Here is a 14,408-nt window from a genome sequence, read left to right as displayed (position 1 = left end):
CACTTCGATGGGGCCGGGCGCCTCGCCGAACAATGGGATCCACGGCTGTTCGGGCATGCCCCGAGACCCAACCAGTCCATGATCTACGATCTCCAGGGCGAGCCGCTGCATATCGACAGTGTCGATGCCGGCTGGCGCTTGATATTACCGGGGCTGGCTGGCGCCCCCCTGCTGCACTGGGACGCGCGCGGCAATCGATGGCGCGTCCATCATGATAGCCAGTTGCGCCCGGTGGCCCTGGACGAGAACAGCGACTTGAATGTCGAAACCTTCACCTATGGCGACGCCGCTCAAGACGCCGGCCACAACTTGCGCGGACAATTGTTGGAACAAGTCGATCCGTCAGGCACGTTGCGTTGCGACAGCTATGGCCTGGCGGGCTTGCCCCTGCGTCAGGCCCGCACGTTTACCGACTCCAGCGTCCATGCGACCGAGCGGATCCTGGATGCCTTCGGCGCACCGGTCAGCCAGACCGATGCAGGTGGTCATCGCCAGCATTTACGCCTGGACGTGGCCGGGCAGCTCAAGGCAGTGGACTTGCAGCTCAAGTTGGATGCCGCACCGCAACCGATCATGCTGGCGGCTCACTACAACGCCGCCGGCCAGATTGAGCGCCAGGACACCGCCAACGGTGTAAGCAGTCGATGGGTCCATGATCCGGTGGACGGTCGGCTGTGCACGTTTCAGGCAGGAAAGCCGGGTGCAGACCTGCGCCAGGACCTGACCTACCTTTACGATCTCGTCGGCAATGTAGTGCGCATTGATGACCGCACCGTCGCCACCGTCCATTTTGCCAACCAACGGGTGGATGGCCATCGCGAATTCACTTACGACTCGCTCTATCGCCTGGTCGGCGCCAGCGGCTTCGAGGGCCAGGCACCGCACCTGCAACCCGGTTTGCCCACGCCAATCATTCCCATCGATCCGGGCCCTCGCTTTAACTACTCCCAACAATATGAATATGACAGCGGCAACAACCTGACCCGTCTACGCCATATTCGCGACGGCAACAACCACACGCGAATCATGCGCATTGATCCCAACAGCAATCGGGGCATGCGCTGGGCAGGCGGCGATCCGAACCCGGATTTCGACACATTGTTCGACGCTCACGGCAACCAATCATTCTTGCAGGCCGGTACGCCACCGCTTGCCTGGAACTCCCGCGACCAACTCAGCCGCGTCACCATGATCAAGCGCGACAGCGGTTTGGGCGACGATGAGGAAACCTACCTCTACAGCCAAGGTGAACGGGTCGGCAAAACCCACACGACGATCACAACGGTCCAGGAAACACGTTATCTGGATGGACTTGAACTACACACGTCCAACGGCGGCGAAATATTGCATGTCATAAGCCTGGAGCTGGCTTACGGCAGTGTTCGCTGCCTGCATTGGGAGGCTGGTCAACCTGGCGGGATCGAGGCTGATCAGTTGCGCTTCAGCCTCGATGAGCCCCATGGTTCCTGCACCTTGGAGCTGGACCGCCACGGCGAATTGATTAGCCTCGAATTTTATTACCCCTTCGGCGGCACTGCCTGGCGGGCCGGTCGTTCGCTCATAGAGGTCGGCTACAAGACGATCCGCTATTCGGGCAAGGAATTGGACGCCAGCGGTCTGTACCACTTCGGCGCGCGCTACTACGCACCATGGTTGCAGCGCTGGATCAGTGCCGATCCGGCGGGGGATGTCGACGGCTTGAACCTTTATGGGTTCGTCGCCAATAACCCGACGACTTATGCCGATGATGGCGGGCTGATGCGACTGCTCAAGGTAGAGACGCCAGCGCAGAGAGACATGAGAAAGGCGGCAGCAAAGGAGAGACAGCTTCAACACAACGCAAAACTCAAATTATCCATCGGCGTGGCCCGGTTTACTGACATTCTCAAAATGTCCACGCGCAGAGCTATCGACGCTCAAACACAACTGGCCAACCATCGCTCAGGATCGGCCCTTTTCAGGTCGTCGACGAGGCGTATCGGCAGTCACCTTGCTGCGCAGGGGGCCAGCTATGGCGTGGGTATCGGGATGGGCATTGCAGGGGCGGCGTTCGGCAGTGTGGCGGGCCCAGGTGGCACGGCGTTAGGCGCCATCATTGGCTTCACCGTGACCAAAGCCGTCAGCATTGGCCTGGACTACGCCTTGGAAAATGCAGGAATAGGTGCCTCCGTTAAATTCAAAAGCAAGAAATTGGACCCGATTCGAATTGTGAAAAAGGGGGAATATCACGTGATGGATTCCTTGGAGTATGTCAGAAAAAAAGGCGCTGACCTCATCGACGCCACAGCATCTCCCACAAAAAAGGGCCTATGGAAATTAACCAAGGAAGGCGTCAATACCGGCACGTCTACTGCATTGAAAGCCTCGGCTACCGCAGGCGGCAGCGAAATTTCAGCCATGGTGAAAACGGCAATGGGTGCCATTGAAATAGTTCATGAAATCATTGGGGCGGGTCGCGCGCTCACCGAGGAAAAAATCGACTTGGCGGATCAATACATCAACGGTCTGATCAACCTATTGAACGAAGAGATGGCCGTTGTCGACAAGCTTTTCGATGACGCAGGCCTCGAAGCGATCAACACCTATGTGCCGCTGGAGAAGATGGTGGGTCCTTCGAACGGAATCACCCGCCGAGGCCTTAGAAGAGGGATGGAGGCTGCCATCGGCCATCTGAAACAGACGCAGAGCATGCTCAGGTAGCCTCGCATCGAAGCCCTGTCAGACCTGGCAGGTTCTGTGACCCGCTTGCGCCATATTCGCGAAGGCAATAGTCACACCCAAGACATGCGCATCGACCTCGACAGCAACCGAAGCGTGCGCTGGAAAGAAGGCGATCCCGAGCCGGATTTCAATGCATTGTTCGATGCCCATGGCAACCAGCGGTTCTTACACCGTCCGAGTATCGTCACGCTCAGCAGGGCCGCGTGCTATCGTGCCCGTCTCAGCCCGGTCCCGACTTATCCATGCCAGCAATGTCACGCCCCTTGCGCCTGTCTCTTGCCATCGTCCTGATACTTGCTGGCGCAGCCGTTGCCGCCACCCTCGCCCTGCGCCACGCCGAACGTACGGCCCTGGAGGAAGACGCCAGCCGCGCGAGCCAGCAACTGGCGCTGTACGCCAATTCGTTGCACACCCTGATCGAACGCTACCGCGCCCTGCCCGCCGTGCTGGCGCTGGACCCGCAGCTGCGTGACGCCCTCAAGGGACCGGTCAGCCCAGCGCAGCAGGATGTCTTGAACCGCAAGCTGGAAAAGATCAACGGCGCCGCGCAGTCCTCGACGTTGGAGTTGCTGGACCACACAGGCCTGGCCGTAGCGGCGAGCAACTGGAAGTTGCCCAGCAGCTATGTCGGGCACAATTATGGTTTCCGTCCCTATTTCCTCCAGACCCGCACCCAGGGCACCGGGCGGTTTTATGCGGTGGGCGTAACCAGCGGCATCCCCGGCTATTTTTTGTCCAGTGCGGTGACCGACGACAATGGCCAGTTCCTTGGCGCCATGGTAGTTAAGCTGGAGTTCCCGGAGCTGGAGCGCGAATGGCGCCAGGGCAGCGACACGCTGTTGGTCAGCGATGCGCGGGGGATCATTTTCATCGCCAATCGGCCCGGCTGGCGCTACCGCCATCTACAGCCCTTGACCGACAACGATCGCGCCGAACTCCAGGCCACGCGCCAATACGACAAGCAACCGTTACAACCCTTGGCCTTCGATCCGCTGCGGCGCTTTGACGAAAACAGTCATCTGACCCGGGTCGAGGCACCCGATGGCCCGCAGGAATATCTCTGGGAGTCCCTGCCGTTGACGAGCGAAGGCTGGACGCTCCACTTGCTGCGCCGTCCACAGATCGCCTTCGAAGACCTGCGCAACGCCGGGCTCGCCGCCGCCGGGTTGTGGCTGGCCCTGGTGTTCCTGCTGTTGTTTCTCAACCAGCGCTGGCGCCTGGCAAAACTGCGCCAGCGCAGCCGCCAGGAACTCGAACGCTTGGTGGACGAACGCACCCGTGAACTGCGCACCGCCCAAGACGGCCTGGTGCAATCGGCCAAGCTGGCGGCGTTGGGGCAGATGTCGGCGGCGCTGGCCCATGAGATCAACCAGCCCTTGACCGCCCAGCGCATGCAACTGGCGACCCTGCGCCTGCTGCTCGATCACGGCCGGATCGACGATGCGTACAAAGCCCTCAAGCCGGTGGACGATATGCTGACGCGCATGGCCGCCCTCACCGGCCACCTGAAGACCTTCGCGCGCAAAAGCCCCAGCGGTCTGCGCGAACGCCTCGACCTCGCGGCGGTGGTGGACCAGGCGCTGCAACTGCTGGAGACGCGCCTGCGGGACGAAAACGTCAGCACCGTCTTGCACCTGACCCGTCCGGCATGGGTCCGCGGCGACGCCATCCGCCTCGAACAGGTGTTGATCAACCTCCTGCGCAACGCCCTCGACGCCATGCTCGAACAGCCGCTCAAGCGCCTTGAAGTGCGCCTGCAAGCCGATGAACAATTGTGGCGCCTGACCGTCAGCGACAGCGGCACCGGAATCGCCGAAGAACATCTGGCGCAAGTGTTCGACCCCTTCTTCACCACCAAGGCGGTGGGCGATGGCCTCGGCCTCGGCCTGGCGGTTTCCTTTGCAATCATCCATGAATCCGGCGGACGGCTGACGGCGGACAACCATGAAAACGGTGCGGTATTGTGCGTGACCTTGCCCATCGATCAGGAGGCGCAACTGCATGCTTGATTCGGTCATAGTCGTCGATGACGAGAACAGCATCCGCACGGCGGTCGAGCAATGGCTGAGCCTGTCCGGGTTCCGGGTGCAATTGTTCAGTCGCGCCGAGGATTGCCTGGCGAAGCTGCCGGAAAATTTTCCTGGCGTGATCCTCAGCGACGTGCGCATGCCTGGGCTGGGCGGCCTGGAGTTGCTGGCCGAAGTACGCAGGCGTGATCCGGACCTGCCGGTGATCTTGCTGACCGGTCACGGCGACGTGCCGATGGCCGTGGAGGCCATGCGCGACGGGGCCTATGATTTCCTCGAAAAGCCGTTCAGCCCTGAAGCGTTGCTGGGCGGCTTGCGCCGGGCACTGGACAAGCGTTTCCTGGTCCTGGAAAACCGCCGGCTGCACGAACAGGCCGATGCCCGGGCGAAGCTCGACGCCACCCTGCTCGGCGTCTCCCGTGCATTGCAGAACCTGCGACGTCAGGTGCTGGACCTGGCGACGCTGCCGGTCAACGTGTTGATCCGCGGTGAAACCGGCAGCGGCAAGGAATTGGTTGCCCGTTGCCTGCACGACTTCGGCCCGAGGACGAGCAAGCCCTTCGTGGCACTGAACTGCGCGGCCATCCCCGAACCGCTGTTCGAAGCCGAACTGTTCGGCCATGAAAGCGGCGCCTTCACCGGAGCCCAGGGCAAGCGCATCGGCAAGCTCGAATACGCCGACGGCGGCACGCTGTTCCTCGACGAAATCGAAAGCATGCCCTTGGCCCAGCAGGCCAAGCTGCTGCGCGTGCTGCAGGAAAAGAAACTCGAACGCCTGGGTTCCAACCAGAGCATCAACGTGGACCTGCGCATTATCGCCGCGACCAAGCCCGACTTGCTGGACGAAGCCCGGGCCGGGCGTTTTCGCGAAGACTTGGCCTATCGCCTGAACATCGCCGAGCTGCGCCTGCCACCCTTGCGCGAGCGCCGCGAGGATATTCCGCTGCTGTTCGAGCACTTCACCCACAGCGCCGCCGAACGCCTGGGCCGCCCCGCCGCGCCCTTGAACGGCCCGCAACTGAGCCATCTGCTCAGCCACGACTGGCCGGGCAACGTGCGTGAATTGGCCAACGTCGCCGAGCGCCAGGTGTTGGGCCTGGATCAACTGCCCGTCCTGGAGACGGAGCCGGGCCAGTCCCTCGCAGCCCAGCAGGAAGCCTTCGAAGCCCAATGCCTGCGCGCCGCCCTGACTCGGCACAAAGGCGATGTGAAAGCCGTGCTCGAGGAACTGCAACTGCCACGCCGCACCTTCAATGAAAAGATGCAGCGGCATGGGTTGAGTCGAGAGATGTTTTTGTAAGCATCGTTCCCAAGCTCCGCGTGGGAACGATCGACATGAGCGGATGCCCGCCCACACCGCCACCCGCAATAAGCGGATTTCCGCTCACCAAACGCGACAACCCCCTCTAGACCGGCCTTCCGCCACCTGGCACAGCTCCTGCTATAGCCCTGGCAGGCTGCGTCCACACGCGCTCCACAAAAACAATTAAACGAAGGATCCTTCAATGGATAACTCCAACGCCCTGCCCATCGGGTCGGCTGCCGTGCCCGCCCGTGAAAGAACCACCGCCAGCCGGATCAAATCGATCTTCAGCGGCTCGGTCGGCAACATGGTCGAGTGGTACGACTGGTACGTCTACGCCGCTTTCTCGTTGTACTTCGCCAAAGTCTTTTTCCCCAAGGGCGACACCACCGCCCAATTGCTCAATACCGCCGCGATCTTCGCCGTCGGCTTCCTGATGCGCCCGATCGGCGGCTGGTTGATGGGCCTGTACGCTGACCGCGCCGGTCGTAAACGTGCGTTGATGGCCTCGGTGTACCTGATGTGCTTCGGCTCGCTGATCATCGCCTTGAGCCCGAGCTACGAAACCATCGGCGTCGGCGCGCCGATCCTGCTGGTGTTCGCCCGCTTGCTCCAGGGCCTGTCGGTGGGTGGCGAGTACGGCACTTCGGCAACCTACCTGAGTGAAATGGCGACCAAGGAACGTCGTGGTTTCTTCTCCAGCTTCCAGTACGTGACGCTGATTTCCGGCCAGCTCATCGCCCTTGGCGTGCTGATCGTGTTGCAACAGTTCCTGACCACTGAACAACTGTATGCCTGGGGCTGGCGCATCCCGTTCGCCATCGGCGCGCTGTGTGCGGTCGTGGCGCTGTACCTGCGTCGCGGCATGGAAGAAACCGAGTCGTTTACCAAGAAGGAAAAAGCCAAGGAAAGCGCCATGCGCACCTTGATGCGCCATCCCAAGGAATTGTTGACCGTGGTCGGCCTGACCATGGGCGGCACGCTGGCGTTCTACACCTACACCACCTACATGCAGAAATACCTGGTGAACACAGTCGGCATGAGCATCTCCGACTCCACCACTATTTCCGCCGCCACGCTGTTCCTGTTCATGTGCCTGCAACCGGTCATCGGTGGGCTCTCGGACAAGATCGGTCGCAGGCCGATCCTGATTGCCTTCGGTATCCTGGGCACGCTGTTCACCGTGCCGATCCTCACCACGCTGCACACCATCGAGACCTGGTGGGGTGCGTTCTTCCTCATCATGGCCGCGCTGATCATCGTCAGCGGCTACACCTCGATCAACGCCGTGGTGAAGGCCGAATTGTTCCCCACCGAAATCCGCGCCCTGGGCGTCGGCCTGCCTTACGCACTGACGGTGTCGATCTTCGGCGGCACCGCTGAATACATCGCGCTGTGGTTCAAGAGCATCGGCATGGAAACCGGCTACTACTGGTACGTGACAGCCTGTATCGCCGTGTCGTTGTTGGTGTACATCACCATGAAAGACACCCGCAAGCATTCGCGGATCGTGACCGACTGATTTCCCAGTCGCACAAACATAAAGGGGCGAACCTGACAGGTTCGCCCCTTTTTTCGTTCTGCATGTCCAAGGATTTATCCGAGATTAATCTCTGGTTAATGCCTGGCCTGCATCCTCATCCTCAACAGAACGCACCTTCGATACGCCGGTGATGGCCTCATTGACCGTTCAGTGACAGCCGCCAATAAATCTATTTTATCGATTGTTTTTAGCGTTTTTTTGCGCTTTTTAATCAGTTTAACGAGCGTAATATGAATTCCACACCCAAGGCACTTAACGCCAAACATTCTGGAGCACGACCATGAAAACCAAACTGATCATCGCCCTGACCCTCTCCGTACTGGCCGCCAACACCTTCGCCGCCGACGGTTTCGACCGCACCAGCTCGGCCATCGCCGCCGATGGTTATGAGCGCACCGGCGCTGCCACCCTCGCCGCTGATGGTTTCGATCGCACTAACGGCGCTACCGTCGCTGAAGATGGCTTCGACCGCACCAACGGCAACACCGTCGCTGAAGATGGCTTCGACCGCACCAACGGCAACACCGTCGCTGAAGATGGCTTCGATCGTACCAACGGCAACACCGTCGCTGAAGATGGCTTCGACCGCACCAACGGCAACACCGTCGCTGAAGATGGCTTCGATCGCACCAACGGCAACACCGTCGCTGAAGATGGCTTCGATCGCACCAACGGCAACACCGTCGCTGAAGATGGCTTCGATCGTACCAACGGCGCCGCCATCAGCTAACAACCACGAAGGCACTCTCACAGCCCGGCTTCGGCCGGGCTTAGTTATTTATGGCGCATGTGAAACCAGCACAGCGATAACAGCGGAGCACGATTTGCCTGACTACTAAATCCACTGTGGGAGCGGGCTCCAGGGTGCTGACAAAAACGGCGGGGCCCTGCACTATCCTCGATTCCCTTGAAACCCCACCGCAGGACGTTCTCCAGCCATGCCCGACGACATCCATTTCTACGAACCCGCCAACGGCCACGGCCTGCCCCACGACCCGTTCAACGCCATCGTCGGCCCACGGCCAATAGGTTGGATTTCGTCCCAGGATGCCGAAGGCCGCCTGAACCTGGCGCCCTACAGTTTCTTCAACGCCTTCAACTACGTTCCGCCGATCATCGGTTTCTCCAGCGTCGGGCGCAAAGACAGCCTGAACAACATCGAACAGACCGGCGAGTTCGCCTGGAACCTGGCCACGCGCCCCTTGGCCGAGCAAATGAACCAGAGCTGCGCGATGGTCGCGCCAGAGGTCAATGAGTTCGAGTTGGCGGGTTTGACGACGGCGGCTTCGCGAGTGATCCAGGTACCACGCGTGGCCGAGAGCCCGGTGTCCTTCGAGTGCAAGGTCACCCAGATCATTCAGTTGCAGCGGGCGGACAAAGGGCTGGTGCCGAGCTGGCTGATCCTCGGCGAAGTGGTCGCCGTGCATATCGCCCAATGGCTGTTGAAAGACGGGGTCTACGATACCGCCGCCGCCGAACCGATCTTGCGCGGCGGCGGGCCGGCGGATTATTTCCAGTTGGGGCCGGAGGCGTTGTTCAGGATGCACCGCCCAAAGTAAGGATCAGCGCGATTCCTGTGGCGAGGGAGCTTGCTCCCGCCTGGGTGCGCAGCGCCCACCAAAAAGGGGGCGCTGCGCAGCCCAGCGGGGATAAATCCCCTCGCCACAAAAGCAATCCACGAAATGCTGATTACCAGACCAACCCGCCGTCCTCTTCGACGCCCTGCAGGTGAGTCAACTGAACGGCAGCCGCTTCATCGGCCTTGGCGGCGGTTTCGAATGTCTGCTCTTCGAGCACTTTATTGAAACGCGGCTTCTCGGCACTGCCAATGGCCTTGGTGGCGATGGCGGCGTAATAGCCGCCGCCTTCCTTGGGAACAACAGCGGAAACAGCTTCAAATGTTTCAAAGGCTTTGCGTGCCATAATGCACATCCTGGCGATGGGAATAAGGGGCATTAAACCTTCAACCGGCCAGTTTGTGTACCTTCGCCATGCACCCTTCGGTCGCCTGGAGGGCAGACACTTCTCTAAAGGTGTGAAAATCCAGGCTACTCACCACCAGGTCCTGTACAAGCTCGGCAAAGATCGCCATGGCCGGTGAGTTGAAATAAGCGTCCATCGCCTGCTGGTTGGCCCACAGCCCGGACACCAGCCACAGATCGGCGTCGCACTGCGATTGCTGCAAGGCAAAGTGCAGGCAACCGGGCGCCTGGCGCGAGGGCACTATCAGGGTGCTGAGGCGTGCCCCCAATGGCTTGGAGCAACCGGCGCGGGCCCGGACAAAAGCCATGTGGCTGACGGGGATCTGTGTAGTCATGTTCAACCTCCCAGGTAATCCGTTGTGCAGCCGGGGACAGGCTGCGACAGGATCAAAGGTTAAGCGTCCCGACGCCAGCTTCGTTAGTCGATTCCTGCCGACTCATTGCACAATTCTGCGCCCGGACATTTTCCGGTCTCCTCTTTATGGGTTGGATTCGCCGGTAGTTGAAACAAAAGGTTTCAAGCAAGTTTCGCCAGGGCAGCCCAGTCCGCTCTCCGACAGTTGTGCAGGATCAGGCAAGCTTTCAACAGAATGTGACTACCGCCATGCCTTGCACAAACATAAGCTTTGTCCTATCGCTTCCTTCTCCCTGAGGTCCCTGGCATGTCGCCACTCGATCACGCCCACGTCCCGCTGGACACGTACCTGGAACAACAGCGCGCCGAACTGGCGTCGATCATCGACCGCAACACCTGCGAGGACGGCAGCTACGCCACGGCCATCGGCTCGCTGCACCTGTCGCGCCACAGCCAGCCGCACAAATTCGCCCCAGTGCTGGCGCAACCCGCCCTGTGCATCATGGCCCAGGGCAGCAAGCAGGTGCGCCTGGCGGACGAATTGTTCAACTACGACCCGCTGCATTACCTGGTGGTCTCGGTCTCGATGCCATTGAGCGGTTGCATCGCCGACGTCTCGCCCGAGCAGCCGATCCTGGCGCTGCGCCTGGACATCGACCCGGCGGAAATCACCGCGCTGATCGCCGATGCCGGTCCCTTGGGCGTGCCGACCCGCCCCGCTGGGCGCGGGCTGTATGTCGAACGCCTGGACACACCCATGCTCGACGCTGTGCTGCGCCTGACGCGCCTGCTCGATGCGCCGAAAGACATCGCCATGCTCGCCCCCCTTGTGCGCCGGGAGATCCTTTACCGCCTGTTGCGCAGCCCGCAGGGCTACCGGCTATATGAAATCGCCATTGCCAACAGTCAGAGCCACCGCATCAGCCAGGCAATCAAATGGCTCAATGGCCATTTCGAACAGCCACTGCGCATCGATGACCTGGCCAGGGAAGTGAACCTCAGCGTCTCGACCTTGCACCATCGGTTCAAGGCCATGACCGCCATGAGCCCATTGCAATACCAGAAGCAACTGCGCCTGCAGGAAGCCCGCCGGCTGATGCTGGCCGAAGGGCTGGAAGCGTCGGCGGCGGGTTATCGGGTGGGTTATGAAAGCCCTTCGCAGTTCAGCCGCGAGTACAGCCGGTTGTTTGGTGCGCCGCCGCTGCGGGATCTGGCACGGTTGCGGATGACTGTTTGACCCGAGGGTTGCGTCGGGCCGGCCTCATCGCGAGCAGTGCGCGGCACATGCCTTTTATCCAGGCATGCGCGACCTGATCACGTGCCGTCAGACGGCCCGGACTACATGCTTGATTTCCTGGAATGCCGCCAGTCCCCAAGGTCCTAATTCACGGCCAAGACTGCTCTGCTTGTAGCCGCCCCAAGCGGTCTAAGGAAAAATCACCTGCGCAGCGTTGATCCACACCAGCCCGGCCTGCAAAGCATCGGCGACCTTCCCAGCCGCCTCGACATCGCGGCCGACCACGCTGGCCACCAACCCGAAACGGCTGTCGTTGGCCAAGGCAATCGCCTGCGCCTGGGAACTGAAACTGCGTACGCACAGCACCGGCCCGAAGATCTCTTCGCACCACAACGCGCTGTCCAGGGGCACGTGGGTGAAGATGGTCGGCTGTAAAAAAAAGCCCCGAGTCAGATGCGCGGGGCGCTGACCACCGCATACCAGCGTTGCCCCGGCGCTCAAGCCGCGGTCGATGTGCCCCAGCACCCGCTGGTATTGCGCCTGGTTGACCAGCGCGCCCATCTCCACGTCCGGGTCGAACGGATCGGCGACGCGGATCGCCTCGGCGCGCGCCTTGAGCCGTTGCAGGAATTCATCGGCCAGTTCATCGGCGACGAGCACGCGGCTGGTGGCTGAACACATCTGCCCGGCATTGAAGAAACCGCCGCCGCAGGCCAGCTCCACCGCCAGGTCCAGGTCGGCGTCGGCCAGCACCAGCAAGGACGATTTCCCACCCAGCTCCAGGCTCACGCCCTTCACCGTTTCCGCCGCCCGTTGCATCACTTGCACCCCAACCGCGTTGCTGCCGGTGAAAGAAATCTTCGCCACGCGCGGGTCTGATGCCAGCGGCGCGCCGACCGCCAGGCCCGTGCCGCAGACCAGATTGAACACGCCGTCGGGCAAGCCGCACCCGGCGATGATCGAGGCCAGTTCCAGCTCCGGCAACGGCGTGACTTCCGAAGGCTTGAGCACCACGCAGCAGCCGGCCGCCAGCGCCGGGGCAAGTTTCCAGGCGGTGGTGACCATTGGGAAATTCCACGGCACGATCAAGCCGACCACACCGCAGGGTTCGCGGCGAATGCGAGCGCTGAAATCGTCGCTGGGCAACGCCAATGGACTGTCCTGCCGAGCGTCCAGACCTTCGGCCAACTCGGCGTAATACTCGAAGGTCGCGGCCACATCGTCGACATCGATGGCCGCTTCGAACAGCGGTTTACCGTTGTTGCTCGATTGCAGGTGCATGAGCCGTCCACGAGCATCTCGCACGGCAACAGCGATACGGCGCAGCAACGCGCCGCGCTCGGCACCCGAGGTGCTTGACCATCGGCCGAACGCCTGGGTCGCGGCCTCCAAGGCTTGATCGACGGCCTGTTCATCGCCCCCATAAACAGTGGTGAGCAGCGCCTCGGTCGCCGGGTTGATCACCCGCAACGGTTGATCGCCCGCCCACCATTCGCCGTTGATGTACAGCCCGTCTTGCGTCGTCGGGAAATTCATTTCTCCACCTGCGACATCCAGGTTGCCTGGTCGATTTCGATCAGCGTCGGGCCCTGCCGGTCGCAAGCGGCGAGTAACGCGGCGTGCAATTGCGTCACGCCGTCGATGGCTTCGGCGGCGCAGCCCAAGGCCTTGGCGACACCGATGAAATCCGGGGTATAGATGTCCACGCCCACCGGTTCGATGGCGCGGTTAACCATGTATTTCTTGATCTCTTCATAGCCCTGGTTATTCCACAGCAGCACGATCACCGGCGTACGGGCTTCCACCGCGCTGGCCAGTTCCGGCAGGGTGAACTGCAACCCGCCATCGCCGATCAGGCACACCACGGGCGGGCGGCCAAGACCGTTGTCGTCGCCGCCAAGCCAGGCACCAATGGCCGCCGGCAACGCATAACCGAGGGTGCCGTAGCCGGTGGACGAATTGAACCAGCGCCGCGGGTGCTCCAGGTTGAAAGTCAGGTTGCCGGTGTACACCGGCTGCGTGGAATCGCCGACGAACACTGCATCCGGCAACACTTGCAACACGGTGTCGAGAAACAAGGTCTGGGCGCGGGTCACGGCGTCCCATTGCCGATCGAGTTCAGCCCGCAGCCGTCCGGCACGAACCGCGCCCCAGTTGTCGTCGCGCGCGCCGGGCACGCGACGGCTCAATGCATCGAGCAATGCCTGGGCGGCACTCTGGGCGTCGGCCACCAGCGCCAACTTCGGCGGGTAGTTGCGCACGGTCTGGTCGGGGTCGATGTCGATGCGCAACAACGCACCGGGAATCTCGAAGCCACCGGCGAAAGTGACGTCGTAATCGGTCTCGGCCAGCTCGGTGCCGATCGCCAATACCACATCGGCTTCGGCCACCAGGGCGCGGGTGGCGACCAGGCTCTGGGTGGAGCCGATCAACAACGGATGGCACGACGGCAGCAGGCCCTTGGCGTTGATGGTCAACGCCACGGGGGCGCCGAGGCGTTCGGCCAGTTCGGTCAATTCGGCCCCGGCGCCCAGCGCCCCGCCTCCGGCAAGAATCAACGGGCGCCGGGCCGTCGCCAGCAGGGCTGCCATTTGCTCCACGGCATTGGGCGCGGCCCCGGCGCGATTGATGTTCACTGGCGTGCTGGCGAGCAAGTCGTCGGCGTCCTCGACGAGCACATCCAACGGAATCTCGATGTGCACCGGCCGCGGCCGCCCGGCCTGGAACAACGCAAAGGCCCGGGCCAGCAAGCCAGGCAATTCGGCAGCTGACATCAGCGTGTGGGAAAACGCCGCCACGCCGCCCACCAGCGCGCTCTGGTTCGGCAGCTCGTGGAGCTTGCCGCGCCCGCCGCCCAACTGGCTGCGCGACTGCACGCTGGAAATCACCAGCATCGGGATCGAATCGGCATAGGCCTGGCCCATGGCGGTGGTGATGTTGGTCATGCCCGGGCCCGTAATGATGAAGCACACGCCCGGCTTGCCGCTGACACGGGCGTACCCGTCGGCCATGAAACCGGCGCCCTGCTCATGACGTGGCGTCACATGGCGGATGCTGGAGCGGGCCAGCCCGCGATACAGCTCGACGGTGTGCACACCGGGGATGCCGAACACCTGCTCGACGCCATAGCCTTCAAGTAACTTGACCAACACTTCGCCGCACGTCGCCATTGCCATTGCCTTTTTCTTGTCTGTAAAAGAGCCCCCGCACGTCACCTGGCGGGCCCCTTTGCTCTGAGGG

The 14,408-nt window shown here is 61.9% G+C and carries 11 protein-coding genes and 1 pseudogene; 8 read left to right on the top strand and 4 right to left on the bottom strand.

Going from position 1 to position 14,408, the window contains the following annotated elements:
* Positions 1-78: 78 nt before the first annotated feature.
* From JZ00_RS14605 to JZ00_RS14580, 7 genes are all read left to right on the top strand, one after another.
* Positions 79-2,700, top strand: coding sequence for an RHS repeat-associated core domain-containing protein (locus JZ00_RS14605; protein ID WP_235433088.1), 2,622 nt, complete (start codon positions 79-81; stop codon positions 2,698-2,700).
* Positions 2,701-2,736: 36 nt separating this feature from the next.
* Positions 2,737-3,012 (top strand): hypothetical protein, encoded by a 276-nt coding sequence (locus JZ00_RS31070; RefSeq protein WP_160300874.1) that lies wholly within the window; start codon positions 2,737-2,739, stop codon positions 3,010-3,012.
* Positions 2,964-4,730, top strand: a complete 1,767-nt coding sequence (locus JZ00_RS14600) for a sensor histidine kinase (protein WP_039591422.1) — start codon at positions 2,964-2,966, stop codon at positions 4,728-4,730. The genes JZ00_RS31070 and JZ00_RS14600 overlap by 49 nt, the downstream gene beginning before the upstream one ends.
* Complete coding sequence (locus JZ00_RS14595; protein ID WP_039591423.1) at positions 4,723-6,048, top strand: sigma-54-dependent transcriptional regulator; 1,326 nt, start codon at positions 4,723-4,725, stop codon at positions 6,046-6,048. Before JZ00_RS14600 ends, JZ00_RS14595 begins: the two co-directional genes overlap by 8 nt.
* Before the next feature lie 205 nt (positions 6,049-6,253).
* Positions 6,254-7,573, top strand: coding sequence for an MFS transporter (locus JZ00_RS14590; RefSeq protein ID WP_039591424.1), 1,320 nt, complete (start codon positions 6,254-6,256; stop codon positions 7,571-7,573).
* Between the two features lie 301 nt (positions 7,574-7,874).
* Positions 7,875-8,324: a hypothetical protein gene (locus JZ00_RS14585; RefSeq protein WP_039591425.1), complete on the top strand. Its 450-nt coding sequence runs from the start codon at positions 7,875-7,877 to the stop codon at positions 8,322-8,324.
* A 208-nt stretch (positions 8,325-8,532) separates the two neighbouring features.
* Positions 8,533-9,153 carry a flavin reductase family protein gene (locus JZ00_RS14580; protein WP_039591426.1) on the top strand — a complete coding sequence of 207 codons (621 nt, stop codon included), beginning with the start codon at positions 8,533-8,535 and terminating at the stop codon, positions 9,151-9,153.
* A gap of 130 nt (positions 9,154-9,283) precedes the next feature.
* Here JZ00_RS14580 and JZ00_RS14575 read toward each other — a convergent pair whose 3' ends face one another.
* On the bottom strand, positions 9,284-9,517 hold the full coding sequence (locus tag JZ00_RS14575) for a hypothetical protein (RefSeq protein WP_039591427.1): 234 nt from the start codon (positions 9,515-9,517) through the stop codon (positions 9,284-9,286).
* Positions 9,518-9,557: 40 nt separating this feature from the next.
* On the bottom strand, positions 9,558-9,911 hold the full coding sequence (locus JZ00_RS14570; RefSeq protein ID WP_039591428.1) for a putative quinol monooxygenase: 354 nt from the start codon (positions 9,909-9,911) through the stop codon (positions 9,558-9,560).
* A gap of 327 nt (positions 9,912-10,238) precedes the next feature.
* Here JZ00_RS14570 and JZ00_RS14565 point away from each other — a divergent pair, with 327 nt between their 5' ends.
* Positions 10,239-11,168 (top strand): AraC family transcriptional regulator, encoded by a 930-nt coding sequence (locus JZ00_RS14565; protein WP_039591429.1) that lies wholly within the window; start codon positions 10,239-10,241, stop codon positions 11,166-11,168.
* 87 nt (positions 11,169-11,255) lie between these two features.
* Here the strand turns inward: JZ00_RS14565 and JZ00_RS14560 are convergent.
* Positions 11,256-12,704 (bottom strand): annotated as a pseudogene (locus JZ00_RS14560) (aldehyde dehydrogenase family protein).
* On the bottom strand, positions 12,701-14,338 hold the full coding sequence (locus tag JZ00_RS14555) for a 5-guanidino-2-oxopentanoate decarboxylase (protein ID WP_039591651.1): 1,638 nt from the start codon (positions 14,336-14,338) through the stop codon (positions 12,701-12,703). The pseudogene JZ00_RS14560 and the gene JZ00_RS14555 overlap by 4 nt, the downstream one beginning before the upstream one ends.
* Between the last annotated feature and the right edge of the window lie 70 nt (positions 14,339-14,408).

This window comes from Pseudomonas frederiksbergensis (assembly GCF_000802155.2).
GTDB lineage: Bacteria > Pseudomonadota > Gammaproteobacteria > Pseudomonadales > Pseudomonadaceae > Aquipseudomonas > Aquipseudomonas frederiksbergensis_A.
Note: the sequence above shows the minus strand (reverse complement) of the source record. Positions and strands in the feature narration are given on the sequence as shown.